The sequence below is a fragment of the Neobacillus citreus genome (assembly GCF_018343545.2).
In the GTDB taxonomy this organism is placed as follows: Bacteria; Bacillota; Bacilli; order Bacillales; family Cytobacillaceae; genus Neobacillus; species Neobacillus citreus.
This window is the reverse complement of sequence record NZ_JAGYPE020000009.1, coordinates 1-25,869: the sequence shown is the minus strand read 5'-3', so window position 1 is coordinate 25,869 and position 25,869 is coordinate 1. Positions and strand designations below refer to the sequence as shown.

Sequence of the window (25,869 nt, the reverse complement as noted above, 5' to 3'; positions counted from 1 at the left end):
TTATGCCGTTAGTTTGTTTAAACTGTCACGAATCAACTGCTAGGCAAGTTAACTTTTTTCAAATTAGCAGAAAGTATAAAGATACACCTTATAAAAGAGAAATTAAACAGCCTACCAACGGTATTCATTTGCATCAATGGGATGAATGCCATGGACTGCAGCTGGAAGATGGAATCTATTGTCAAGGCTGTCAAAACATCATTAATGAAGAGTTTCTGACTCCAGATGAAAAGGTATGTTCAAAGATATCCGCATGGAGACTTGGTCCTTTAAGGATTACCCTATTCAGGATGTCATCGATGGGATCAAAAAGGTGGGAGCCAAATTAGGCTCCACTGTCGAACAATATTCAGTTCCGGCAAGGGAAGCGATTTTTGGAGATTTGGAGAAACCTTTGCCTGAGATTCTGACGGAAAAATTAGCACAAAAAGGAATCGCCCAATTATACTCTCATCAGGCGGACGCGATTAACAAGGTACGAAACGGCGAAAATGTGGTCATTACTACGGGGACCGCTTCGGGTAAATCGATGGTTTATACGATTCCTGTTCTTGAGTCTTTTATTGAAAATGATGATTCGACCGTCTTATATTTATCACCATTGAAGGCGTTAACACGGGATCAGCTTCAGTCATTGGCTACATTTGATTACGAGAAAAGTTTAACGGAATCGTCTTTCGGATATAAAACGATCAAACTTGGCGATAAAAAGATTGGAGCCGGAGTCTTAGAGCGCGGGTCTGATTCGGTAAAGGAATTAACCTATCAAAGCGCCCGGTACTGGTTAACCAATGTTCATTTCTTACACTTTCTGCTTAGAGGACCAGCCCATTACCATAAGAATAAACAACATTGCAAAAGGTTTTTCAAAAATTTAAAATATGTCATTATTGACGAACTGCATGCCTATAACGGGGTGTTAGGCTCCAAAGTGGCGATGCTGATGCGCCGGCTGCGGAACGTATGCAATGCATTGGGGAACACCAATCTGCAGTTTATTGCCTGTTCCGCATCGATTGGGAATCCAAAGGAATTAGCGGAGGAAATAACCGGACTTAAGGGAAAGAACGGATTTTCCTTAATTCAACAGGACGGAAGCCCCTCTTATGAACGGGAAATTTTATTATGGAATCCCGGTTTGCTTGAGCAAAAATCCGATAACCGAACAAGAAGAGCGCCGATTACAGAGGCCCTTGAAATTCTAAAATCCATTGCCGGAACGTACAAGATGCTGCCTAAGACGATTTTCTTTTACGGGAATCGAAGGGCAACCACGACAGCAAGCTTTGATTTAAATAATGCCATTCGTTCGAGGTTGGCGGAGCTAACGGATGGGGTGGACATACCATCCGAACTATTCTCACCTTTTCATGCGCAGTTGAACGCATACAAAAAGCAAGAAATCATGGATAAATTGAAAAAGGGCGAATTGGTGGGGATTGTCTCGACCTCCGCACTGGAAATGGGCATTGATATTGGCGATTTGAATCTGTGCTTCATGATCGGCTATGCGGGAAGCAAGGCGAGCTTCCTGCAGCAGGCCGGGCGTGTCGGTCGAAAAGGACCTGGCCTCGTCATTCAAATTTTCCAAGAGGATCCCTTGGAGCAATATTATGCTGCCAATCCGAAGGAATTCATGGAACGGGAAGCGGAACATGTTACCATCGACGTGTCCAACCCCAATATTGTAGCGGAACATTTGCAATACGCCACACATGAATTGAACGGGACTATCTCCTCACCGCATAACTTTTTTAAAGTTTCCGCTGCCCGAAAAGCGGACGGTTTTCTCGAAAAGATGAAGGAAGTGTCAAAAGGTACATGGAAATTAGTGGACCCGGAGATCAAGTATAATTTCCTATTAAGCAGCAGCAAATTGTATAATGTGATTCACAATCAAGGGCTAACGAATGAAACCCTTTATGAAGGGGTCGATGAGCGGTCGTTGCTGCGGGATTATCATTTGGGTGCGGTATTCCTCTATAATCAGAAGACGTATAAGGTGACCAGAATTTTACACAGCAAAAATGAAATTTGTGCACTTCCCGTTAAAGCTGACTATACCACCAGATCGCAAATCTTTGATTCCTTTCATGTGCTGGATGTTGTAAAGGAAAACACCATTCATGATTTGGTCAAGCTTGGCCGAGGCCAAGTGGAGATTACCAGACATTTGTTTGGTTATAAAAAAGTTCAGTTATTTGGCGGGGGAACTTCGGAACTCATTCAAGAGAGCAATATGTATCCGGTTCGGTATACAACGGAAGGTTTATGGGTGCAGTTTCCGGGTGGAGTCTCAGAAGGTGCGCTGCATGTCGTTGAACATGCGATTGCCTCAGCGATTCCGACGATAGTCAAATGCTCGCACAGTGATTTCTCCTTGATGTCGTCAACAAACTTAAAGGAATTTGACAACAAGCCTACCATCGTTTGTTATGAAACAGGAGGTGGCGGTGCCGGTATCATGGAAGCGATCGAAGAACGGCTGCTTCATATTTTTAAAAGGGTTTAGGAATCTTGAGGGCATGTCCATGTACAAATGGGTGCCCAAACTGTACTCATTTGACCATCTGTGAGAAAAACAACGAACCGCTTGATAAAGCTGGTGGTATTCAATTATTGGAGGGATTTTTGGCGGGTAGTAAACTTCAGGTAACAAATACATAATATCTAAGGTATAACTACTGGCCTTCTATAGAGAGGAATTACCAGGTAACCCTGTGATAGAGTTACCTGGTAATTCAGATTTGGGTGTAATTAAAAATGGTATTAGTCTAATAAATGCCTGCTCCACCTAGATGTGTTAATTTAATAAGATCATGGAATTTGTCAGTTAATTTAATTTCATATTTGATAATTCCATATTCTTGGGTATTATCCTTCCCGGTAAATGAGACATTTGGATTTATTAGTTTATAGCTATCTAATATTTCTTTTTGTGGTAAATTACTACTAGAATAGGAGGTAGTAGCAGCAAATCCAAAACTATTTATATATTCTAATATATTTCTTGAATGTTTAGAGCCATGGTGGGGAATTTTAATAATAAGATTTCCATCAAAGCATTCTTGAGCCTGCTCCTCGTCCATCCTCTTAATAATGTAGTTATCTAGATCGCTAGTTAAACAGATTGTTATTGGAATTATATCAGGATGTCTTACCGTTATTTTTAACACCGTTGAGAAATAATTGGGTTTATTACTTACATATTTATTTCTTTTAAAATAATTATCAAAAGCCTTTTGTGATAAATTTTTTACAACTCTGGAAAGTGGGGTGTAGTACTCTAAATCTATATACAATTTTTCACTACTTGATGAAAATAGAATTGAATACGTCTCGGAAACTGATTGATTGACTGAAATATAGTTTGAAACAGCAATGTTTTTATCAGCAATTTTACTAATTTCTTGATATTCCGAGGATACATATTTAGAATACATTGCCTGAATTTCCTTTGCTTGGAACCCTTCAGGTAAGAAAAACAACGTCTTTCTGTCTACGTGATTTTTCAGTAAATCTGACATTCCTAAAGTATGATCTGCATCTGTATGTGTCCAACATAGAAAATTTACTTTCTTTCTTCCAAAACCATCTAAAATATCTTTTGTAACGAAATGGTTAGGTGTTTTGTAAGAATCCAAAACACCAATAAATTGATCAGCTATGTTAATTACAATACTCTCTCCCTGATTTTTATAACCGATAATGTAAAGGGTTAATGTATTATTTTTTTGAAGATAACCGTCTAATCGCCTCATTTGTCTTATCTTTTATTAAGTAATCGTTGATTTCACTAGCTCTTATTCGAGGGTTTAGGGCCTCTTCTATCGAACGGAAGGAGCTATTTAATCTTCCTGTTGATTGAAAGTCCCGATGATTTTTTAATCTGTTTGCACTTTTCAAAATTTCTCACCAAACTTTCCACCGTTCTCTAATTTATATTCACCATTAGGAGTCACGTGCTTAAGATAAAGATTCCAAAGATTCTTATTCATGCTATCTAATATTACTTCTGGATTTTTATCAATATAATCAAAACATAATATCTCAAATTGAAGTAGTAATCGAATGAAGGAATCCTCCTTAATTGTGCCACTCTCTATTTGACGGGTAATATTGTTTAAAAATCCCCCTTCCTCAAAATTTAAATTTTGCCTTAAAAAAGTCGTAGGTTTTGACCAATCAAGTTCTTTTAAGGTGCCAAATTGCTCTTCCTTAAAATCTGATATTAAATGATCGAGATTCTTATAAAGTACTTCATTGATTTTTGTTAAAGACAATCTTCTCGGAATAAATTCTTCAATCTCTGTAATGACTTCTGAAATGGATTTAAATAAGGTGAGCAATAGGTTGAATCTGATTAAATCTCCAACAACATTGTGAGTAATCCTTAAAAAGTATTGATTAATTTCGATATTTAAACTTTCATCATCATTATAAAAAACGTAATTTGGCATTTTGTGTAATAATTGACCATGCGGAGGTTGAAGGGTAGTTAGCTGATCACTAAAAATAAAATCTGAAGAATTTAAATTTGTTGTATCAATATTTGTAAGTCCAGAATCATCACATATTTTTAGTATTCTTCGTAAGTGGCCTTGGGGAAATCCCATTAAGTCCCGAAAATCATATCTAATGGTAATTTTTTTTAGTGTATGTCCAATCGCTTCATGCTGCTCGATACTCATACAATTCCCTCCGATCTCGTATAAACTGCTCTCTAAAACGCATTTTAAACATAATTGTTAATTATTTCATAAATGATTATATCATATCTAATTATTCGAATTTAAATAAGTGTTTTTTCTTATTTGTATTTATTTTTCCCTCCTCTATGACAATTCACCAATAACCATCCTAAAAAATGGACGTACACTTTTACCGTTCGAAACATTTTATTGATGAATTAAGCAGCTGATTAGTAACTTTTCTTACCCCCTGTACAAGAGGTGTTAGAAGCCTTCGAATTGCCGGGCATACTTATAATGCAGCTTCTGCTGTTCTCTTTATACAAAGAGCTTCCAAAGGCTTTTATCAAAACAGGGATGTAAGGGCAAAAACAGGAGCTAATTGATAAAATTGCCTCCCAATTTAATCGTGACATCCATGCTTATATTAGTGAAAAAAAATGGGATTTTCATTTGTTTGATTGGATGGAGGCATATGGCAGAAGCGGTAGTGAATCAACTTTTGTAAGAGCTAATATACAGATACTTTGTCCCGGACAATATCAATTTGCAAAGGGAAAAGGTGGCAAAGATTTATGAGATTTTAAACTTGAAATTGGTTAATGTGGTGGGAAAATACGAAAGAATTTTAACCCTCTTTGTTAAAGGGTTATTTATTTGGATCTAAATTAGCTACATTTTATCACTAACAGTATCTTTTGGCACGTTTTTATTACAATGAAATGGGAACTTAGGAAAAAAGTAGTATAATCATAGTTGGGGCGAATAGGATAATAACCTTTGCCTTTATACAAACGAGACGCTATATAGAAGCAAAGGTAATCTAACTTGAAACGTGGTGAACTATAATGAACGAAGATCATCATTTAATTTTTGCAAAAGGGAAAGATAATACTGAAAATATAGAATCATGTACTTATAAAGATGGAAGATGGCTAGTTAAATATAAAAATAATCATCATGTCTTTCAATATAATTATGAAAATATTAAATGGTATAAGAACCCAAAGATTAAAGACCCAACAACTAGCCTAATTTACGAGAATAATCACCCAGTATCCGGGATAACGAAAATCCTTGATTTTGGCGAATATGTAAAACTTAATTTTAAAACAGGATATAAAAAATCTTATCAGCGTTCAAGACTAGTGATTGAAGATTCTTCGTTAACCAATAGCTCAACACTTAGTACTTTTAATTATTTAAAAACGCTAGCTAATTATGTAAGTGTAAAGGATGAAAATGATAAAAGTTTCCTAAGTAAACAGTATGAAAATCTTACACTGATAAGTCCTCGTAGCGTGTTAGCTTCATACTTGAAAGGCGAACAATTTGGGTTACAGCAAAAGAAAGTTAATGCCGTTTATCCTTTTGGATTTAATATTAGTCAAAAATTAGCCACGGAGAAAGCTCTATCGAACCAGGTTAGTATTATTGAAGGACCACCAGGGACGGGTAAAACACAGACCATACTGAACATTATTGCAAATGCAGTAATGGAAAATAAAACTGTAGCTGTGGTCAGCAATAATAACTCTGCTACGGCTAATGTCCTTGAAAAACTCGAAAAGTATGGAGTGGATTTCATTGCAGCATACCTAGGTAACAATCAAAATAAAGCACAGTTCTTTGCTAACCAGAAAAGTACATATCCAGACATGAGTAAATGGGGTATAACATCCTCTGAATATAACGATATTCAATCCAAGTTAAGGGCTTCCCAAAATAAACTAAATGAAATGCTTGGATATCAGAACAATCTTGCCATTATCAAGCAAGAATTATCAAGTTTTCAGACTGAATATGAATACTTCATTAAGTATTATGAACAATCAAACACTACGGATATTATGTTTAAATTTGTAAAAAAAATTAGTTCTGATAAGGCTTTGAAATTACTTTTAGAATTTAAGCAGAACGTTAGTGAAAATAAATTCTCCTTAAAGGACAAAATTTATAATTTATTTTTCTATGGAATCTTTAACTTAAAGTTTTATAAATTACCTCCTGAAGAGCTTATTTCATTTTTACAAAAGGTCTTTTACGAAAAAAAAATTCAAGAATTAAACACCCAAATTGAGTTACTCTTGAAAAGGCTTGAGAATTACAGTTTTGAAGAGGAAATGAAAGAATTTAGTCAACGTTCCATGGACTTATTTAAAGCAAAATTAGCTGAAAAGTATAAAGGTGGAAGCAGAACGATCTTTTCCAGTGATGCGTTATGGAAGGATGAGTATCATAAGTCTTTTTTGAAGGAATACCCAGTTACATTAAGTACAAGTCATTCACTAAGAAACAGTGCTGCCAAGAATTATCTCTTTGATTATGTCATCATAGATGAGGCTTCCCAAGTTGATATTGCGACCGGTGCTTTGGCCCTATCATGTGCTAAAAACGTAGTAATTGTTGGAGATGTAAAACAGCTTCCAAATGTTGTTTCCGCCGATATAGCCAATAAATCTAGACAAATCTTTGAAACCTTTGGGGTGGTTGGTGCTTACAGCTTTGCTAACCATAGCTTGTTATCCTCTTTCATAGAGTTATATAGGAATATTCCCAAGACTCTATTAAAAGAACATTATCGTTGTCACCCAAAAATTATAGGTTTCTGTAATCAAAAATTTTATAATAATGAATTAATTGTATTAACGAATCAAGAGGAGGAGAATCAACCTCTGGTTTTATATAAAACTGCAAAAGGTAATCATGCGAGAGGAAAATTGAATCAACGTCAGATTGATGTTGTTTTTAATGAAGTATTTCCTGATCAAAAAATCAATGAGGCAGAAGAAACAGTCGGAATCATCTCCCCATTCAGATTACAAGCGGAGGAACTGCAGAAGACGATTGGGAATCGAAAAATTGATGCCGACACTGTCCACAAATTTCAAGGGCGGGAACGAGATGTAATTATTCTTACAACTGTTGTCAATTACAATGAACGCAATGCATTTGCCGATAACTCCAATCTAATTAATGTTGCTATTTCTCGTGCAGTAAAAAAGCTGATTGTAGTAGTTTCTGAGGGAAGTGAAGAATGGAACGGGACAAATATAGGCGATTTGGTGAGATATATTCAATATCACAATTTTGAAGTTATTGAGAGCCAAATTTATTCTGTTTTCGATCTTCTTTATAGCAGCTATTCCGAAAAATTATTAGAAGTGATGAGAAAAAGCAAGAAGGTGTCGAATTTTAAATCAGAAAATCTTATGAATACTGTGATTGGTAAGGTACTTAATTTGCCGGAATATCAAAGTCTGGACTGGGTGTTACATCAGCCCTTACGTATGTTGATAAAAGATCCAGTAAAATTGACAGAGGAAGAACGTACCTATGCTATGAACATTTTATCTCACACCGATTTCGTCATTTTTAACAAGCATGATAAAATGCCTGTTTTGGTTGTTGAGGTGGATGGACATGCCTACCACGCTAACAATCCAGTTCAATTGAAGCGTGACAAAATGAAGGATGAAATATTACGGAAGTATGGTATTCCGATTATCAGAATGAAAACTACTGGTAGTATGGAAGAAAATCGTCTTAATAAGAAGTTGGAAGAAATATTTAAAATAAAATCAGGTTCTGCCGGATTAATAGGATCATGAAAATTTATATAATACTTAAAAATTTTAACATTTTTTATTTTAGAGTGAGGGCTTTGGAGGCAGAAACGTTTATTACGATTAAAGGAGAGTGAAAGAATTGAGAAAAGCCTACATAATAAATACGAACCGGGCAAATAGACCAGGAGGAGAAGCCGAGAGGGATATGTTGAATAATGAAAAGTGTTCAGCCTATTTTTCTCCCTGGAAAGAGAAAATCAATCAAATACAACCTAATGATTTAGTATTTTTATATCGTAATGGAAAAGGAATCATTGCGCGAGGGTTGGCGACTGGAGTAGTGGAAATAGCCGATTATCATAATGATGATGGTTGGCATGAAAATGAGGAGTATTTCATGCACTTAAATCGATTTGAGAAATTGCGAAAAGCAGTATCATCATCTTCGATTAATGATATTGTAGGTAGCAGGGTAGTCCTATCTCCAACTATGGTTCAGATGGAATATGAACGGGGCTTGAAAATTTGGCAGGTTATTACCAAAGAGTATTTGTGATAATTAGGGGATCGGAATCCCAGTATTACCCCAAGGATGGTAGTGATCTTTCTAAGTATGGTTCTCGGTAATTTTATTCAACGCGTCCGAGAGGAAAACGCTCCCAAACCTCAAGAAGTTTCTAAAGAAGGAGAAGGAAAAATGCTCTTAAATAATATAAGATGGATAACATCCGAAACCAAGAAAATTTATCAGGCTACTGTAGACTCAGAACGTTTAATGGAATACCTGGAAGAGAAGCTAATGCAGACTGACCTAATAAAAATGATCAGTGAAGACCCAAATCCTAAAAGGGGATATGGTGTACTCTATTTCTATTATTCTGTTAAACCAAGAAAAAGGTTATTATCTGTAGCCCCACGAAGGAATAATAGTTATATTCATGTGGTTCTATTCAATCATTTACTAAGTCAAGAAACTCTTCAACAAAATGGATTTACAATTGGAAATTCAGATATTGATCCGGATATATTAGTACAAAGTAAGGAGGAAATAGACATCCTTGTCGACCTCCTTAAAAAGAATTTGCGAATATCCTAGAGATGTAGGTTTTAGGATATCATTCTTGGAGAAAAAGTGGTGCCTCGCACTCCAGATTTTTTAAGCTAAAATTAGGAGAAAAGTAAATGAACGAATTACAAGTATTTGGTGAACTACATAAATTTCTAAATGGGTTAGATGAAATGAATTGTACGCTTGCGCCAAAGAGTTTAAACGTTACTTGGAAATCTAAGGGTGGTACTTGTAACCACCCTGCTTTTGTCGTGCAGCAAGAATGCCTCGATTAAAGTAAGGAGTTTTTGTAAACTGCTGGTTTTTTAATATGAAATAATTTAGGAGGAAGGAACCGCATATGGAAGTGGTGAAGGAGAGGGCTGTATCTAACCAGAAACCGGTATTTCAAAGATATTTGTTTCCTATTACAATTACTATCTCATCAATGTTAATTTCAGGTTTAACCGGATATAAAGCTAGTCAAATAGTTGTCAGCAATAGTGTTGGTGACCCGACAGAGTTAAATACTATGAAGAACCAAGTAAATGAAGCTAGAAGTAATTCGTTAAAAGTAATAGAAACAGAATTACCAAAAATAATTAGCGATCTAGATAAATACAATCAGGATATAAATTTATTAGTTAAAAATGTTGAGTGGCTAAATGGAAATTTGGCTCCTATAAGTGATGCATTAGGCAAATCTGACTCAGCAATTACAGTTGTTAGAGGAGTCAACACTTTTGTTGATAATCCTATTGTAAGTAAAATAAGTACTGATTTAGCTTTTGCACAGATTAAACTTGATGAAATTGATAGCATATTATTTCGTTTGGAGAACTTAACAGTTATTAAACAAGAGATGAGTGATTCTCATCAAAAGTTAACTTTATTATTCGAAGAATATCAAAAGGAAAAAAACATTGAACAGTTATTTCAAATTGAACAAGAGTTAAACTCAAACTTGATTTATCAGATTGAAGATTTAAGGAATTCTACTATAGAAGCTCATAAAGTTTTAGAACTATCTTCAACTGTTTTAATTACCGTAAATAAAACTAGATCCTTTTTTATTTCATTACAGGAAATGGGGAAAGATACGCTAAATGCAATTCAGTTTTGGAAAGAAAATGAAGGCAGTTCTGAAAATGGGGCAAATATAAAAGAAAGTTTAAAAAAGGATTTAGATGCTTCTATAAAGAAAATTGAAAAGCTACCTAATGAATTAGATCAACGATCCAAGAGTAGTATTACGTCAATAAGCAATGTTCAAAAGGAACTACAAACTATAAAGATAGCACAAATGATAAGTAGTGAGTAAAGGGGAATAACCCTCTTTTAATTTTTTTTGCATTTAGATAGGTTACGGTGAACCATATCACAAGCAAAGAAGATGAAGAATTCAATTTTAAGCAGTTAGTATTATTCCGAAAAAAATTTTTTTACCATGAATATATTTTACGCACTCATTCTTTATGAACCAGCAAATATTCTGAATGATATGGGCAAGTGACCTTGTAAACTCTCTTGAGATTTCTATTCCAATTGCATCAAACATTTCGATAAGAAATATAAACAGTGAAGAGGAAAAAGTAGCCTAGGAAAAACTGGTTGAATCAGAACGAAAAATTAAGGCATACACTTTGAATCAGTCGTCAAAGTTATCTTTAAATATCATCCGCTTAGCGAAGCACGGCTAACTACTAACAAAACTCAGAAATTAAAAGCCTGTATCTATGATTACTCGGTATTCTAAGAAACTGGCTTTTGAGTATAACCAGTAACTTTCCACTAGATGTACCGTACAAATTTTATTAAAAACGGAACATAAGTATAAATATGATAAGCAGAATAACAATTTAAAGATCTTTTAACTATGCTGCAACCTGAACCGCTTAGGATCTAACAGAAAACCAATAGGATCGTTTACGATTGCCTTTGAAATTTTTTGTAATTGGTCCGCATTTTGCAGTTTATTGTTAAAGGCAGATACCTTGCAAGGGACAGTTAGAATACGTCCATTCGTAAGTATTACATGGGTTTTTAAATAATACCCGTTGGTTCTGACGATATGATGTGGATTAAACCACATGGCATCCTCGTTTTTGGCTGATTTGGTCGCAAAGATGCAAATGTTATGAATCGGATCCACCTGGATAGGGCACATCGGTATATTCCCTAGGAGCGCTTTAGCGTTGGCAATCGCGCTGTTTAAATCAAAACCAATACATCTGATGGTATCTGCTAGTATTTCTAATGGAGAACGGTCAACAACCAGTTTCCTGTGTAATTCTTCAACAAGAGTGGAGCGTTTGCCATTTCGATCATTATAACCTGACATGTGAATAAAATCCGGATTGATAATATAGTACTTTTCAATATCCAAAGAATTTTCGCTCCTTAAAGGTTTTTTGATTGATTAATCTTTGAAAAAAGGTATACTATCAATAAGTTAGTTTGCCGCTAACTTATTAGACCAGGAGCCCGTCTGTCCAGGACATATGCTCTTGGTTTATTTTTTTGCTGCTCACATTAACCTCACCTCCCAGTAATAACACTTTTGCAAAACATAATAAAAAGCAACTAGAGAAATCAGTGTAACTTTACGACTATTATAAAATCGTTTAGATATAGTTGTTTGAACGTGTGAATAAAGAGCAGAACTCAGTATGTAATTTAATCAATTATTAAATGCATTTTTTACAGATATCCGAAATATAAGGTGAAAATTTATTATTATTTTCAAAAAATATTTACAAATAAAAAATAACACAAAAAATTACATAATTGGGATTATTTTAATGCCTAATTCGTAACTTTTTGTGTCAAAAATAGTCGATTTATGTCGTGTTTGGTTGTTTGTTAGAATCTTAAAATAATTGCAACATCTTCTTGTTATTCAGGTTCATGTTTTCATCTATAAACGCTTAAATTAGCTATTTAATTTTCAGAAGTGTCGTGAAATCCCGTAAATTATTTAATTTCGTTTACAAGTTATTTGGGCTCCATCTGTAAACCTTTCGCAAGTTTAAAGACAGTAAATAGTAGTGGACCTTTTTTATTTGTATCCAAATCACTCATATATGATCGATCCAGTTCGCTGTCATGAGCAAGCTCCTCTTTTGTCAATCCTTTTTCAGAACGAATCCTTTTAATCACTTCGCCTATGTAAATGGCATTCTCTTTTCTCACGAGAATTCTCCTTTTAAGACTATTACACAATTAGAATGTAAAATGCTCCACGGGCTATAGCCTACAGAAACGTGGTATTGCTAATTTTTGTACCAAAGTTATGATAAAAATAAACAATTAAAGTTTGTCTTCATAATAAGCCATAAACATACTATGGATCCAGGAATCATTAGCCATAGAACCTGGTAAAACACCATATTCTCCGTCAAGCTCATCATAAAATCGGCGCATAAATTTATTCTGCAAAACGCCATAAAAGTAGGCGATTGGATTTCTGACAGCTTTAGTTGATTTTAATTTGCGAATCAGCTGTTTAAAGGCTTCAATAGCAATCTTCTGCATCTGATCTGTTTCGTTTTCGCTGTTATATTTATAGGCAGCAATTTGCGTCATATGCCAGAATTCCTCAATGGTCTTTGCGTCAGAATAAAAGTAGCTTACCAGCTGGACAAATTCTTGTGGAACATGATTGCTAACATAGCTATGATCTAATTCCAACGGTTCTTCTTTACGTTTATTATTCTTTGGTTCTTTTTCAGTTTTTAAAAGATAACTAGTTTCTATTGGCTGGTTCATTTTTTACGGTTTGGGTGGTTCATTTGCAGGAAAACGATTAAAAACATATAAGTTGCAAGTCTGTGAGCCGTTTTTTCTCTCTGTTTCGTAGACGGTGATGATTCCTAATTCCTTAGCTTTTAAGACCATCCGTTTAAAGGTTGAGCGGGAAATGCCATTGTCGTGGAATTCCGAGTGAATGGCCTTCAGAATGGTTCCGATTTTGGCATTGCAGACACCAGGGATCTTTGCGGCAAATCGGACAAGACGCTTTAAGCCAACTAGTTCCCCTTTAGAGAAGTCGGCCTTATGCTCTAGCAGCCACTGTTCGATATGGTGGTTAAATTCAGTGAGGCTAGTAAATTGAGAAAACTCGTTAAAGTGTTCAATACTGGCTGATTTTAAGCTCATTTGTATGCACCACCCTTATGATTGGTTATATCTTGCCATTCATCGTTTCTATGATTCCGGCACTTATAAGATATCGGGTTTGGCAGACTGAGTCGAATTCACTCATTTCCAATTTGGAGCGAATTTGGGTAGGAAAATGCGATTTTCGGCTCCAAATTGGAAATGAGAAGGCCAATTTCGTGATTTTCGTACCAATTTGATAGTTTTTTAATTAGGAGGAAAATGGAAGATGGAGGGGGAAATGGAATAGAAAAAGTAACTATACCTTTGAAACACTGGTAGGTTGAGCAGAATAATAACGAGTAGTATCAGGGATTCAACTACAAGGAATGGTTTAAGTTAATGTTGAGTGAAGTAATAAAATTTGGGTGTTGCCTGATTTTTCCCTTTGGTTATTTCATGTCTCATAGGGCATACCTCCTATAATTTTGCCTGGGTTGCGCCAGTAAAATGTGAAACTTTTTGAAAATAAAACAGTATATTGTATTGGTACTTTTTCGAAGGGGTGGGCAGGAATGAGTATTTTGACAAGATTTAAAGATATTATGGCAAGCAACATCAATGTGTTGTTGGATAAGGCGGAAGACCCTGAGAAAATGATTGATCAGTATTTGCAGAATTTGAACAAGGATTTGGGAAAAGTAAAAGCAGAAACGGCGTCGGTATTGGCGGAAGAGCAACGGGCAAAACGGAAGCTGGAGGAGTGCCAGGATGAGATGAATAAAATGGAGCGCTACGCAGCTAAGGCGATGGAGGCAGGCAATGAGGGCGACGCAAGGAAGTTTCTGGAGAAAAAAGCGCTGCTGACGACCAATTTATCGGAACTCCAAACGGCGTACCAATTGTCATCACAAAACTCCCAGCAAATGAAACAAATGCATCATAAACTGATGAGAGAAATCGAGGAGTGGAAACGCGCAAGATGATCCTGAAAGCAAAATAGCAGATTTTTATTTGTTCATACAAGAGGGGTGAGGGGATATGATCCTTCATTATAAATGCCCCGGCTGCGGGAGTGATATGAGCTTTGATGCAGAGTCAGGAGATTTATCCTGTGAAGCTTGCGGCCGGCACGAAAATATTGAAAATTATCCGGAAGAATTGAAGTCACTGCGATTTTCAGAGGATGAGGCAAAGGAGTACCATTGCGAGAATTGCGGCGCCGAGCTCATCACTGACGCGGAAACCGCAGCGACCCATTGCGGCTTCTGCGGTGCGGGTGTGGTGATTGCCGACCGATTATCAGGAAATCTTGCACCGGCAAAGGTCATTCCTTTTTCCATTAGCAAGGAACAGGCAATAACGGCGTTTCAAAAATGGTGCAGAAAAGGGTTGCTTACCCCAAAAGGCTTCCTGAATGGTGACAGAATCAAAAGTATGACAGGACTGTACGTCCCCTTTTGGCTGTATGACTTAAACAGCAAGGTACAGGTAAAGGCAACAGGCACAAGGGTCAGGACCTACACTCAGGGTGATTATATTTATACGGAAACAAAATATTATGATGTTTTTCGAGATATTAATCTTGATTATGTCAAAATTCCTGTTGATGCATCGGAAAAAATGAATGATGAATTTATGGATAAATTGGAGCCATACCCGTATGACCAATTAAAGGATTTTAAAACCCCTTATTTGGCTGGCTATCTCGCCGAGAAATACAATTATTCAGACGAAGAGCTGTTCCCACGGGCGAAAGACAAAATCGATGGATATATAGAATCTTATATTCAATCTACATTATCAGGCTATCATTCTATCAGGATAACGGATCAGCAGATTGATATAAAAAACCGAAAAAGCGATTATGTTCTATTGCCAGTATGGCTGGTAAGTTATGATTATAACCATTCAAATTATCTATTTGCGATGAATGGACAAACGGGCAAAGTGGTCGGCAAACCGCCGATTAGCAAGGGTAAAGTCGCTTCGTGGTTTAGTGGTATTGCCTTGGGCACCTTCTTTGCGTTAAAATGTGTCGCCTATTTTATGGGAGGTGGCTTTTGGTGAGTAGGAATTATTTTCGAAAACAAGGACTTCTGTTCTTGTTATTGATTGTTCCGCTGGTGCTGCTATTCGGGTTCCTTCAGACTGCGAAAGCGCAAGAATTTGATCGGACGCATTATATTTATGATCGTGCTCAGTTGCTGACGGAAGCTGAAGCAGCAGAACTGCAAACATTGGCGGCGGAATTGGGAGGACAGCGTGAAACTGCTTTTATCATCATTACGTTAAATGGCTCGGATGGGAAGGACATCGTCCAGTATGTCGAGGATTTCTATGATGAAAATGCTCCCGGCTTTGACCAACCCCATGGAAATACCGCGATCCTAGCGATTGATATGGGGGAGAGGGATATCTACTTGGCTGGGTTTAAAAAAGCCGAGCAGTATTTGAATGATGAAAGGCTTGATCAGATTCGCGATCAAATTACGCCAGATCTATCAGATGGGCAATATTTTCAAGCGTTTTCCCAGTTTTTAAATACTTCGTATGAATACATGGGCCAAGAGCCAACCAGTGACTCCAGTGGATCCAAGGACTATGGGTACGGCGGCGGATCTGATGGGCAAAACCACTATGTTACGGGCACTGACGAGGAAAATATCTTTTTTCAATGGTGGTTTCAACTTATTTCCTCCCTTGTTGTGGCAGGTATCGTAGTGACCATCATGGCTTATCGCTCTGGGGGAAGAGTCACGGTCAATGCCCAGACGTATATGGATCATGATAAATCCAGAGTCATTGGAAAGCATGATACCTTTACCCATCAAACCGTGACACGGCAAAGAAAACCGTCCAATAATACAAGCAGCGGCGGTGGTGGAATCACTGGGGGCGGCCACTCGCATAGCGGCAGCAGAGGCAAGTTTTAATAAAGTGGAAGGGGAGTAGATGATCGATGTCTTTTTTTAAAAATCAATTTGCAAACGTAGTAGAATGGCAGGAATTTCGCGATGATATGATTTTCTATAAATGGAGCAATCATGAAATTAAAAAGGGGAGCCGATTGATCATTCGTCCCGGCCAGGATGCCATCTTTTTCAACAATGGAAAAATCGAAGGGGTTTTCCAAGACGAAGGTGAGTATGATATCGAATCGCAAATCATTCCCTTCTTATCGACGTTAAAGGGGTTCAAATTCGGCTTCAACAGCGGCATGCGGGTGGAAGTGCTGTTTGTGAATACGAAGGAATTTGTCGTCAAATGGGGTACGCAAAACGCGATTAATATTCCGGCGCCAGGGCTTCCGGGCGGGATGCCTATCCGAGCAAACGGGACCTTTAATTTTAAAGTGGCGGATTATATTGCGTTAATTGATCAAATTGCCGGCGTTCGCGAGCAATACTTGGTGGAGGATGTCAAAATTCGCATCACCGCTGTCCTTGACCAGCTTTTGATGAAATGGATTTCAAGAGAAGGAAAGGATATGTTCAATCTTCAAGCCAATTCCTTCGATATTTCCAAAGGTATTCAGGATGATTTGGATATGCAAATGTTAAAAAGCGGCATCTCAGTGACCGGATTTAATGTGATGAGCTTCAGCTATCCAAAAGAGATTCAAGACCGAATTAACAAAAATGCTTCGCATGGCATGGTTAGCGATGTTGGCCGCTATCAGCAAATTGAGCTCACAGATGGCATGGCTTCGGGAAAAATGAGTGGCGGAGGGGCAGCATCAGATATGGCCGGGATGATGATGGGGATGAATATTGCGGGTAAAATGCTGAACCAAATGAACCAGCAGCCCCAGAACCAACCGGCACCGCCTTCGTCAGATGCACCAGCGTCGACAGAAGGGCAAAAGCGTCCGAACTTCTGCCCCAATTGTGGTACAAAAAACGAAGGATCTAATTTCTGTCCAAACTGCGGACAAAAACTTGTTTAAGGCCAAAGGGTCAGCCCCCCAATTCGCTAAAGCTTTAACGTGATGGGGGTCTGACCCTGTGTTACTGGTCTTGCCCGGTGGTGGTATTTCGAAACAATGAACTTATGTTAGCTTGACATCATCTATTTAAGAATAGGCTCTGTTAAAACTGAATGTTGATTTCACTGTGTTTGAAAATAAACGGAAAAATTCCGTTTAAATTGGGAAATACCCCTATTTCCTTAAAAATAAAGGAAGATTTTCCGTTTATATTATCCAAATCATTAATTTTTGTCTTATTTAGAGCAGTTAACCGGAATTTCTCCGCTTATATCTACTTCATATGCAATCTCTCTATATAATAGCCGGAATTTCTCCGCCTATTAATTATCATACCTACACGAAAATCAACAATGAATAATAACAGAGCCAAAGAATAAAAGCCAACTATCCTGAAAACATGGTAGTTGGCTATTTTCACCCAGTCGGATATATCCTTCACACCTTCATCCGCTCAGGTAAACTCTGTATCGACTGGACCACTAAATCTAGCTTCGATTCAATACGATAAAGCAGATAAAGTGTCACCACAATGGGAAATCCTACCTCGTTTATGAATGAAATGAATTGTTCCACTACCATTCTTCTCCTTTCTGATTATTATTTTAAAAAGTGGTCGTTCGTTATGATCCCGGCCTCTCTCTTAAAAATAGGGATATAATATTGGAATACTTCCCATCCCTATTTTGCTATGAAACTATCAATAATCAATTTCATTGAATTAACTCCTATTTCAGATAGTGGAGTATTTTCATCTAACAAGCACCATCTCATAAACGTACCTGCATAATGTTGAAGTATTGCCATTACAAGCTCATCGGCATCTTTATCCTTTAAAAATTCTCCATTTCTTTGACCATCCTGTATTAAAGAAAACAAAATCTTATAGATTTTGCGAGTGCTATCCATAACAAAGGGAATATCTTCTTTCCCGCTAATTTGGTTGATCATCACAACCCTTAATAGTTCTTTCCCAACATTTTCAGTATATAAAAAGCCTTCTTGAAAAATTAACATGATTTTTTCATAGTTTGTTTCAACTCTATCCAGTTTTTTAAAAGTAATTTCATATTGATCATCAATTTTTTTATAATGTTCCACAATAACTTGATCCTTGGATTTAAAGTGAACATAAAATGTTCCTTTTGCTATACCAACTTTATCTGTGATGTCATTAATTGATACATTTTCAAACCCGTGTTTGTTAAAAAGTTCTAAGGCAACATTAAAAATATTTTCCTTTGTCTGCAAAGCATTGATTTGACGTGGCTTCAAGTTTTTCACCCCTAATATTCAGTAAATTCAAAATAATATGTTGACTTAGTTCGATTATACATTATATAATTTAAAAAAACAATGACCGCGGTCATTGAACTCGGTCACTTTGTTTGAGAATACTATGAAAACTTTTTGGAGGTGTAGAACATGGGAATGACTCTTACGGAAAAAATCTTAGCACGAGTAGCTGGGAAAGAGGTCGTTAAACCTGGGGAAGAACTAATGGTATCCCCCGATTATGTCTTAGCGTATGATTTTCCTGGTTATACAGACAGGATTGAAAAGCAGATGAAAGATGAATTTGGCATCAAGAAAGTCAAACACCCCGAAAAATTTGTTCTCTTCATTGACCACATGACTCCTACTATTACAGCTAAAGAAGAAGCATTTCACGAACAAACACGTCGGTTTGCAAAAGAGCAGGGAATTACTTTGTACGAACGAAAGGGCATTGGACATCAAATGGCGCGAGAGCTGGGATACGCAACCCCAGGTGCATTCCTATTCCATTATGATGGCCACGTAAGCGCTTTAGGGTCACTTGGTGCATTAGCAATTGGTAATCGTCGATACCTATTTGAAGCCTATTTTTCGGAAAAAGTAATGGTTCAGGTCCCAGGCAGTGTAAAAGTAACGTTAACAGGTATTCCTAAAAAAGGGGTTACAGCTAGAGATATTTATAATTATATTCAATCTAAAATAGGCCCAGATGGATGTTTAAATAACGTGTTAGAAATTGATGGTTCAAGTATCTCTCATTTAAGTATCGATGCACGGGCTATCATCTGTGGACTTGCCATGTTTGTCGGTGCTGTGAGCGCCATTGTAGTACCTGATGCAAAGGTAGAAGAATACTTACAAGATAGGGCACTTAATGAATTTTCATTAATTAAACCTGATTCTGATGCAAAATATGAGAATGAGTATGTAATAGATTTAACAGATCTTGAACCCCTAGTAGTACTGCCGCCTTCACCCGCCAATATTGCTCCACTGAGTAAAGTAGCAGGAATAAAAATTGACCAGGGGTATATTGGTTCTTGTGTTGGAGGGACAATTGATGATATGCGTGTAGCAGCCAGTATTCTTAAAGGCAGGAAAGTCTCTTCCAATTTTAAATTGAATATTATCCCATCATCTAATGAGTTGATGCATCAAGCCTCAGAAGAGGGCTTATTATCTATATTCCTTGAAGCAGGAGCCTTTATTGCTGCGCCAAGCTGCGATTTTTGTTTTGGAAGAAGTGGAACGATTTCGGCAGGACAAAAGGCATTATCAACAGCTACCTTAAATGTTCCTGGTAGAATGGGCAGCACCGATGCAGAAATATTTTTGGTAAGTTCAGCAACTGTAGCCGCCTCAGCAATTGATGGGGTCATAACTGACCCTAGAAAATATATGGACACTGGTGACTTAATTAATAGTAAGGGGTGAATAAATTGGATATCCTGAAAGGCCGGGTTATTTGGATTTTTGATGAGGAACATTTTGATATTGATCGTGTGGTTGGAATTGAAAATATCAAAGAGACTAATGTAGAAAATCTAGTAAAGGTTTGTATGAAAGAATATGAATCTGATTTTGTTGAGAAAATCCAAAAAGGAGATTGGATTATCGGGGGAAGAAACTTTGGTTATGGACATCCTCATAAGCCGCCTATGTTGGTATTAAGACACCTTGGCCTTGCTGGCATTATTGCAGAATCATTTTCTCCTGGATTTTATAGAGGACAGGTAGCAGATGGGGTGCCACTCATCAAGTGTGAGGGGATTTTAAAAAAGGTGAAGCGTTTTGATAGCCTTACTGTAAATTGGAATGAATCTTATATATTGAACGAATCAACCAAAGAAAAAATAAACTATGCCCCATTACCTGCTTCTGACAGAAATATCATCGAATTAGGCGGGCACATCGAATATTTAAAGAAACGCTTTGCAAGCGGACAAAAGGTTGAAAACTAGAAGGAGAGTGGAATATGGTCAGGCAAACTAGTGTGTTAAGGAAAATGGTTAAAGAGAAGGAGTTTATTTATACGGCCGGTGCTTATGATTCATTGAGTGCCATCTTAATTGAAAGAGCGGGTTTTGATGCTGTTTTTACTACAGGATTTGGCATTTCAGCGAGTTCCCTTGGGTTACCTGATGCCGAGCTTTATACTGCAACGGAAAATCTGCAAGTAGTTCAAAATATTGTGAATGCAGTAAGTGTTCCTGTTATAGCGGATGCGGACACAGGATACGGGAACGCCATCAATGTCATGAGAACAGTAAGGCAATTTGAAAAAGCTGGAGTAGCCGGCATTACGTTAGAGGATCAAGTGGTTCCTAAAAGATGTCCGCTTGGAATTAGTTCTAAACCTGAACTTATTTCGTTGGAAGAAGGGGTAGCAAAGATTAAAGCCGCAGTTGATGCAAGGACAGATGAGGATTTTGTCATTATAGCTAGAACGGATGCAGAAGGTGAGGAAGCAGTCAAACGCGCTAATGCTTATATAGAAGCAGGTGCGGACTTTATTCAACCTTTATCCTATGTGAATGGTGATGAATATGGTTTAGCGAGGTTTGGTAAGGCCTTGGCTCGTCCGCTTTCAGTTCAAATGACCGTATTTGCTGGTAGTGGATTACCAGAGGAATTATTAAGAGAAATGAATGCAAAATTTATTCATTTTCCACTAGTCCCATTACTGCTAGCGAGCGCAGCAGTTCAAAAAGGACTAAGTGAATTGCTAAAGTTCAAAAAAACGAAGGAAATGGATACTGAAATGATGTCACTAAGTGAATTCAAAGAAATTATTGGTTTTAAAGAAATTGAAAGTTTGCAAGACAAATATCTTAGTGCTTTACAAAAATAGGTTGGAGCCAATATTAAATATATTCTATGGGGGATATGGAGATGAATAAAAAATTCTTCACATCAATTATGCTTATCTGTTTAATGATTATTATGTCTGCATGTGGAGGTACGTCCTCAACAGGAGGAAGTTCTTCATCGGGAGATAATTCAAAACAATCAACTAACGATTCTAAGAAAAAAATCACTTTAAAATTTGCCACACATGAAGCACCGGATGCATTTTTTTCCAAGACAGTAACCGTTCCATTTATGGACAGAGTCAAAGAATTAACGGATGGTCAAGTGCAATTCGAATTTTATCCCTCTCAGCAATTAGGAAATGTGAGTGATTATCTTGATTTAACTTCACAAGGGGTTACAGATATTGCATTCTATATTAGTTCATATACCTCGGACAGGATGCCTTATAGTAGTTCAATTACAGGTTTCCCAGGTTTAGTTAATTCCAGTAATCAAGGTTCAAAGGCTTTTCATGAATTGATCCAACAAGATCCAGTTCTTGAAACAGATTACTTAAAAAACGGCGTAAGGCCATTATTAGGTTATGTTACAAATCCATATGATTTATTCAGTACAAAAGGCGTCGCAACATCGCCAAAGGATTTAAAAGGAAAACAGATAAGAAGCTCAGGTGCTTTTATAAGTGCATTAATTGAGCATTTTGGCGGGACCCCTGTCACAATAGCAACCCCTGATTAATATGAAGGACTTGAGAAAGGGATTGTTGATCAAGTGGCTCAATATTCGACTACTCTTGATTCATTTGGATTAGGAGAACTAATCAAATATGGTACACAGGGTGCTAGTTTTGGAGCAGGAAATTGTGGTTTTATTATCAACGAAAATGTCTGGCAGTCACTTCCGGATAACGTGAAAAAGGCATTTAAACAAGCTGCATCTGAAGTTGTCGATAGTGGAAGTAAAGCAGATGATGAACAAAATAAGAAAATTATCGCTGAATGGTCCAAAACAATGGAAATAAAAACACTTTCAGACGCAGAAAAGAAAGAGTGGAATGATAAATATAAAGAATTTAATAAATCCTGGACTGCAAAAAATGAAAAGGAAGGATTTAAAATTGGAGAAGTGTTGGATCAGTTTGAGGAACTATTAGCAAAATATAAATAATGAAATTTGATGAATAGGGTATTCGTCTCCAGTGATGAGTACCCCCTTTTAATATTTTAAAAGAGTCACTTTTGGGAGGAGTATAATTTGCTAAAAATCTACAATAAGATTGATCAGTTTTTAGCGTATTTATCTAGTTTTGCTTTATTTATTATGATGGTATTAATAGTTGCGAACGCAGTTTTAAGATTTTTTTTAAATAAACCTATTGCTGGAGTAATTGAGTTTACAGGAGAATACCTAATGGTATTTGTCGTTTTTCTTGCGATGAGCTTTACCCAAAAAAATGGTGGTCATGTGAAGGTAGAATTGATACAGAGATTTTTTTCAGTGCGTGTGAAGTCAGTTTTTGATGTTTTAGTTAAGATTTTATCTGCAGGAATTTTTTTAGTACTTACGTATACATCCTTTTTATTATTTCTCCGTCATGTTAATCAAGGTATCCATTCTATAAGCAGTATTGCATATCCATTGGCGCCCGCAGTTTTGGCCATTTCCTTTGGATCTTTTGTCATGTTTATTAGATTGTTACTATCTATTTTTATAGAAAAAATTTTTAATAATAACATAAAAACTAATGATTTAGAAATGTAATTTATACGATAAATTAATTGAATTAGGGGTGAGATGCTATGAGCGTCATTATTTTAACCATATTATTACTTGTTCTGATACTAGTGGGAATGCCGATTGGTTTTGTGTTATTAATCATAGGTTCAGTTGGAGTTTGGTTTGTTTCTGGGTGGGATGCATTAATGGGAATTATGGGCACAACTGCATATAGGAGTGTCAATGGGTTTAGTTACACGACCATCCCTATGTTTATTTTAATGGCAAATTTCATCTCAAAAAGCCGAATTGCCGAGGACTTATTTGACTGTGTTTTAAAATGGATTGGGCACAAACCGGGAGGTGTTGGAGTAACGACTGTTTTTTCAAGTGCCGCTTTTGGAACTCTTTCAGGATCAAGTATCGCTGCCACCTCGATCATGTCTAAAGTGGCAGTGCCACAAATGATTAAATCTAAATATTCGGATTCCTTTTCCGCCGGTCTGGTAGCTTCATCAAGTGGAACATTAGCTGCACTAATTCCCCCCAGTGTACCACTTATTGTTTATGCCATTCAAACTGAAACATCTATTGGAAAATTACTAATTTCTGGTATTATACCTGGATTATTGCTTGCATTTTTATTATGTATTGTTGTAGTAGCTGCTGCAATTAAAAATAAAAGTGTTATACCTAAATCTAGTTGGAGGGAAAGGTTTCAATCCTTAAAGCATATATGGCCAATATTATTATTAATTTTGGCGGTGATTATTGCTATTTATGCGGGGATTGGAACTTCAACAGAAGCAGCAGCATTTGGCGCATTTGGTGCACTTGTGATTGGACTATTGATTAGAAGGTTGAATTTCAAGGCTATTCTTGATGCATTAATTGAAACTGTTCAGCAGACATGTATGATATTTGTTATTTTAGTTGGAGCAACATTATTTTCTTACTTTGTTGCATTTAGTCGTTTAGGAAATTCACTAATAAGTTATATAGAATCAACTAGTATTCCTGCTTTAGGTGTTTTAGTGTTAATAGTATTAATGTATTTGATTTTAGGATTATTTTTAGATTTGTTTGGGTCTATGCTACTAACACTGCCACTTGTATTCCCGTTAATCACAGACTTGGGTTACGATCCTTTATGGTTTGGTATATTAGTAGTCTTATTATTAGAAATTGGATTGGTTACCCCGCCTGTTGGAATCAACCTATACATTACAAGTCAGCAATCCGGAATAAGTGTAAATAAAGTACTAAAAGGATCAGTCCCTTTTATTGGAGTTCTTTTATTAACAGTCATTCTAATAATTATTTTTCCTGAAATTGTATTATATCTTCCGTCTAAGATGTAATAGTATTGTCAAAAAAAACCTAGACCTTGGTTTCTTTTGGCACACTTACGATATCGGGTTTGGAAGAATTAAGCGAATCAGGTCATTTCCAATTTGATGCTAACCTGGGTAGGATAATGCTTTTTGTCTCCAAATTGGAATTGATAAGGGGGTTTTTAGTGAATTCCCTTAAGGTATATTTATGTGGGCTACCCACTTAAGGGTGCCAGGATGAAAAAATTCGTCCTGGCTTTTTGTTTTCTTGGTGGGACCCTTAATTGAGTTTTACCAAATTTGGAAAGTACATATTTCCTAAATCTGTTAGAATAATAGTAAATCATTAATTTTTTTTGGTGTAAAACTGGTTGGGAAAAGAGCAGTATAACTAAAAACTAGTAATTATATTGAAAGGAATTTTACATATGAGTATACAAGATAAAATTGATCAGGCATATCCAAGATATTATGATTACGAAGTAAAGATTTCAAAAGACCAATGGCTGGATTTGCTTCGGGACGGAGAAATTTTTTCAGAAAAAAATCTTGAACATATGAAATGCATTTATTCTTTCGAAAACCATGCCGCTACCTGTAAAGAAGTGAGTGAAAAATTGGGTAATACCCCTAATTCATACATTGGATTAGCGACCAATTTAGGTAAAAGGATTGGAGCAAAGCTGAATATCGGAGATTTGCCTACAAGGGATGGAAGTAACTCTAATGTTTACTGGTATATTTTATTTTACGGACAGGAAGTAAATGATAGAAAAAGAGGTAATTTTGAATGGAAGCTTAGACCGGAATTGGCGGCAGCTTTACAAGAACTGTATCCAAATCTAACATATCCCAAACCTATTATTGAAACAAAGATTGACCAGGTCCCGACTGCAGTCTGGCTTGCAACCGCACTACTTACGTACTCTTCATATAAAGAAGTCCAAAACAAAAAGGATACAGACAGATACCATGAGGCAACAAAAATTCAGAATGTTGCACAACGGATTTGCACCAAAAATGTCGACTATCCTAGAATCTATCAGTGGTGCAATGGTGACCATAGTGGTCGGACTTATTGTTATTTAAGAGCAGGGGAAAAAGCACTTAGAAGAATCACGGCCCCAGGTGAATTTGGCGGAGAAAAAGAACGGCCGGAAATCCTAAATTTAGATATGGAACTTGAATTCAATAACGAGATTGTCACCGTAAAAGATTTAATTGAATTTCTTGATAAGGAGTATGCTGAATTGATTAATAACTTAGAAGTCAATGTTCCGATTAATGATAGTCGGCAAGAACTCAGTGTTAATTCTATCCTTTATGGCCCACC

The 25,869-nt window shown here is 36.6% G+C and carries 24 protein-coding genes and 2 pseudogenes; 18 read left to right on the top strand and 8 right to left on the bottom strand.

Annotated features, from left to right (window positions below):
• Positions 1–2: 2 nt before the first annotated feature.
• A complete protein-coding gene (locus KHB02_RS07260) occupies positions 3–329 on the top strand; it encodes a hypothetical protein (RefSeq protein WP_241113761.1) in 327 nt (108 codons plus the stop codon).
• Complete coding sequence (locus tag KHB02_RS07255; RefSeq protein ID WP_213145790.1) at positions 236–2,512, top strand: DEAD/DEAH box helicase; 2,277 nt, start codon at positions 236–238, stop codon at positions 2,510–2,512. The genes KHB02_RS07260 and KHB02_RS07255 overlap by 94 nt, the downstream gene beginning before the upstream one ends.
• A 262-nt stretch (positions 2,513–2,774) precedes the next feature.
• Here KHB02_RS07255 and KHB02_RS07250 read toward each other — a convergent pair whose 3' ends face one another.
• Positions 2,775–3,761 carry a hypothetical protein gene (locus KHB02_RS07250; RefSeq protein ID WP_213145791.1) on the bottom strand — a complete coding sequence of 329 codons (987 nt, stop codon included), beginning with the start codon at positions 3,759–3,761 and terminating at the stop codon, positions 2,775–2,777.
• Between the two features lie 141 nt (positions 3,762–3,902).
• On the bottom strand, positions 3,903–4,691 hold the full coding sequence (locus tag KHB02_RS07245; protein ID WP_213145792.1) for a hypothetical protein: 789 nt from the start codon (positions 4,689–4,691) through the stop codon (positions 3,903–3,905).
• An 848-nt stretch (positions 4,692–5,539) separates the two neighbouring features.
• On the opposite strand from KHB02_RS07245, the gene KHB02_RS07240 reads away from it, so the two are divergent.
• The 5 genes from KHB02_RS07240 to KHB02_RS07220 all read left to right on the top strand — a co-directional run bounded on the left by KHB02_RS07240 (position 5,540) and on the right by KHB02_RS07220 (position 10,629).
• The gene (locus KHB02_RS07240; RefSeq protein ID WP_213145793.1) at positions 5,540–8,302 is read left to right on the top strand and encodes an AAA domain-containing protein; all 2,763 of its coding nucleotides are present in this window, start codon (positions 5,540–5,542) and stop codon (positions 8,300–8,302) included.
• A gap of 97 nt (positions 8,303–8,399) precedes the next feature.
• Entirely contained in the window at positions 8,400–8,816 is a 417-nt protein-coding gene (locus KHB02_RS07235) for a hypothetical protein (RefSeq protein WP_241113760.1), read from the top strand.
• 57 nt (positions 8,817–8,873) lie between these two features.
• A complete protein-coding gene (locus tag KHB02_RS07230) occupies positions 8,874–9,356 on the top strand; it encodes a hypothetical protein (RefSeq protein ID WP_213145795.1) in 483 nt (160 codons plus the stop codon).
• An 86-nt stretch (positions 9,357–9,442) separates the two neighbouring features.
• Complete coding sequence (locus tag KHB02_RS07225; protein WP_213145796.1) at positions 9,443–9,604, top strand: hypothetical protein; 162 nt, start codon at positions 9,443–9,445, stop codon at positions 9,602–9,604.
• A gap of 65 nt (positions 9,605–9,669) precedes the next feature.
• Positions 9,670–10,629, top strand: a complete 960-nt coding sequence (locus tag KHB02_RS07220; RefSeq protein WP_213145797.1) for a hypothetical protein — start codon at positions 9,670–9,672, stop codon at positions 10,627–10,629.
• 549 nt (positions 10,630–11,178) lie between these two features.
• On the opposite strand, the gene KHB02_RS07215 is transcribed toward KHB02_RS07220, so the two are convergent.
• From KHB02_RS07215 to KHB02_RS07200, 4 genes are all read right to left on the bottom strand, one after another.
• A complete protein-coding gene (locus tag KHB02_RS07215) occupies positions 11,179–11,694 on the bottom strand; it encodes a competence protein ComK (RefSeq protein WP_213145798.1) in 516 nt (171 codons plus the stop codon).
• Positions 11,695–12,302: 608 nt separating this feature from the next.
• Positions 12,303–12,500 carry a helix-turn-helix domain-containing protein gene (locus KHB02_RS07210; RefSeq protein WP_213145799.1) on the bottom strand — a complete coding sequence of 66 codons (198 nt, stop codon included), beginning with the start codon at positions 12,498–12,500 and terminating at the stop codon, positions 12,303–12,305.
• A gap of 117 nt (positions 12,501–12,617) precedes the next feature.
• Positions 12,618–13,076, bottom strand: a complete 459-nt coding sequence (locus KHB02_RS07205; RefSeq protein ID WP_241113759.1) for a hypothetical protein — start codon at positions 13,074–13,076, stop codon at positions 12,618–12,620.
• A 3-nt stretch (positions 13,077–13,079) separates the two neighbouring features.
• A complete protein-coding gene (locus KHB02_RS07200; RefSeq protein ID WP_241113758.1) occupies positions 13,080–13,466 on the bottom strand; it encodes a hypothetical protein in 387 nt (128 codons plus the stop codon).
• A 515-nt stretch (positions 13,467–13,981) separates the two neighbouring features.
• Between KHB02_RS07200 and KHB02_RS07195 the strand changes: the two are divergent.
• The 4 genes and pseudogenes from KHB02_RS07195 to KHB02_RS07180 all read left to right on the top strand — a co-directional run.
• Positions 13,982–14,406: pseudogene (locus KHB02_RS07195) on the top strand (PspA/IM30 family protein); the annotation flags it as partial.
• Positions 14,407–14,447: 41 nt separating this feature from the next.
• Positions 14,448–15,476 carry a TFIIB-type zinc ribbon-containing protein gene (locus tag KHB02_RS07190; RefSeq protein WP_213145801.1) on the top strand — a complete coding sequence of 343 codons (1,029 nt, stop codon included), beginning with the start codon at positions 14,448–14,450 and terminating at the stop codon, positions 15,474–15,476.
• On the top strand, positions 15,473–16,342 hold the full coding sequence (locus tag KHB02_RS07185; protein WP_213145802.1) for a TPM domain-containing protein: 870 nt from the start codon (positions 15,473–15,475) through the stop codon (positions 16,340–16,342). Before KHB02_RS07190 ends, KHB02_RS07185 begins: the two co-directional genes overlap by 4 nt.
• Before the next feature lie 26 nt (positions 16,343–16,368).
• On the top strand, positions 16,369–17,355 hold the full coding sequence (locus tag KHB02_RS07180; protein ID WP_213145803.1) for an SPFH domain-containing protein: 987 nt from the start codon (positions 16,369–16,371) through the stop codon (positions 17,353–17,355).
• A 477-nt stretch (positions 17,356–17,832) separates the two neighbouring features.
• Here the strand turns inward: KHB02_RS07180 and KHB02_RS07175 are convergent, their stop codons facing one another.
• Together KHB02_RS07175 and KHB02_RS07170 are read right to left on the bottom strand one after the other, a co-directional pair.
• Positions 17,833–17,970 (bottom strand): YvrJ family protein, encoded by a 138-nt coding sequence (locus tag KHB02_RS07175; protein WP_213145804.1) that lies wholly within the window; start codon positions 17,968–17,970, stop codon positions 17,833–17,835.
• 105 nt (positions 17,971–18,075) lie between these two features.
• Complete coding sequence (locus KHB02_RS07170) at positions 18,076–18,669, bottom strand: TetR/AcrR family transcriptional regulator (protein ID WP_213145805.1); 594 nt, start codon at positions 18,667–18,669, stop codon at positions 18,076–18,078.
• Positions 18,670–18,819: 150 nt separating this feature from the next.
• Here KHB02_RS07170 and KHB02_RS07165 point away from each other — a divergent pair, with 150 nt between their 5' ends.
• From KHB02_RS07165 to KHB02_RS07135, 7 genes and pseudogenes are all read left to right on the top strand, one after another.
• Positions 18,820–20,106 (top strand): 3-isopropylmalate dehydratase large subunit, encoded by a 1,287-nt coding sequence (locus tag KHB02_RS07165; protein WP_213145806.1) that lies wholly within the window; start codon positions 18,820–18,822, stop codon positions 20,104–20,106.
• On the top strand, positions 20,103–20,633 hold the full coding sequence (locus tag KHB02_RS07160) for a 3-isopropylmalate dehydratase small subunit (protein ID WP_241113757.1): 531 nt from the start codon (positions 20,103–20,105) through the stop codon (positions 20,631–20,633). The genes KHB02_RS07165 and KHB02_RS07160 overlap by 4 nt, the downstream gene beginning before the upstream one ends.
• 14 nt (positions 20,634–20,647) lie before the next feature.
• Entirely contained in the window at positions 20,648–21,523 is an 876-nt protein-coding gene (locus KHB02_RS07155) for an isocitrate lyase/PEP mutase family protein (RefSeq protein ID WP_213145808.1), read from the top strand.
• Positions 21,524–21,549: 26 nt separating this feature from the next.
• Positions 21,550–22,653, top strand: a pseudogene (gene dctP, locus KHB02_RS07150) (TRAP transporter substrate-binding protein DctP).
• An 87-nt stretch (positions 22,654–22,740) separates the two neighbouring features.
• The gene (locus KHB02_RS07145; protein ID WP_213145811.1) at positions 22,741–23,247 is read left to right on the top strand and encodes a TRAP transporter small permease; all 507 of its coding nucleotides are present in this window, start codon (positions 22,741–22,743) and stop codon (positions 23,245–23,247) included.
• A gap of 38 nt (positions 23,248–23,285) precedes the next feature.
• A complete protein-coding gene (locus KHB02_RS07140; protein ID WP_213145812.1) occupies positions 23,286–24,563 on the top strand; it encodes a TRAP transporter large permease in 1,278 nt (425 codons plus the stop codon).
• A 401-nt stretch (positions 24,564–24,964) separates the two neighbouring features.
• Positions 24,965–25,869, top strand: a 905-nt coding sequence (locus KHB02_RS07135; RefSeq protein WP_420848070.1) for a hypothetical protein, incomplete at its 3' end; no start/stop codon positions are given.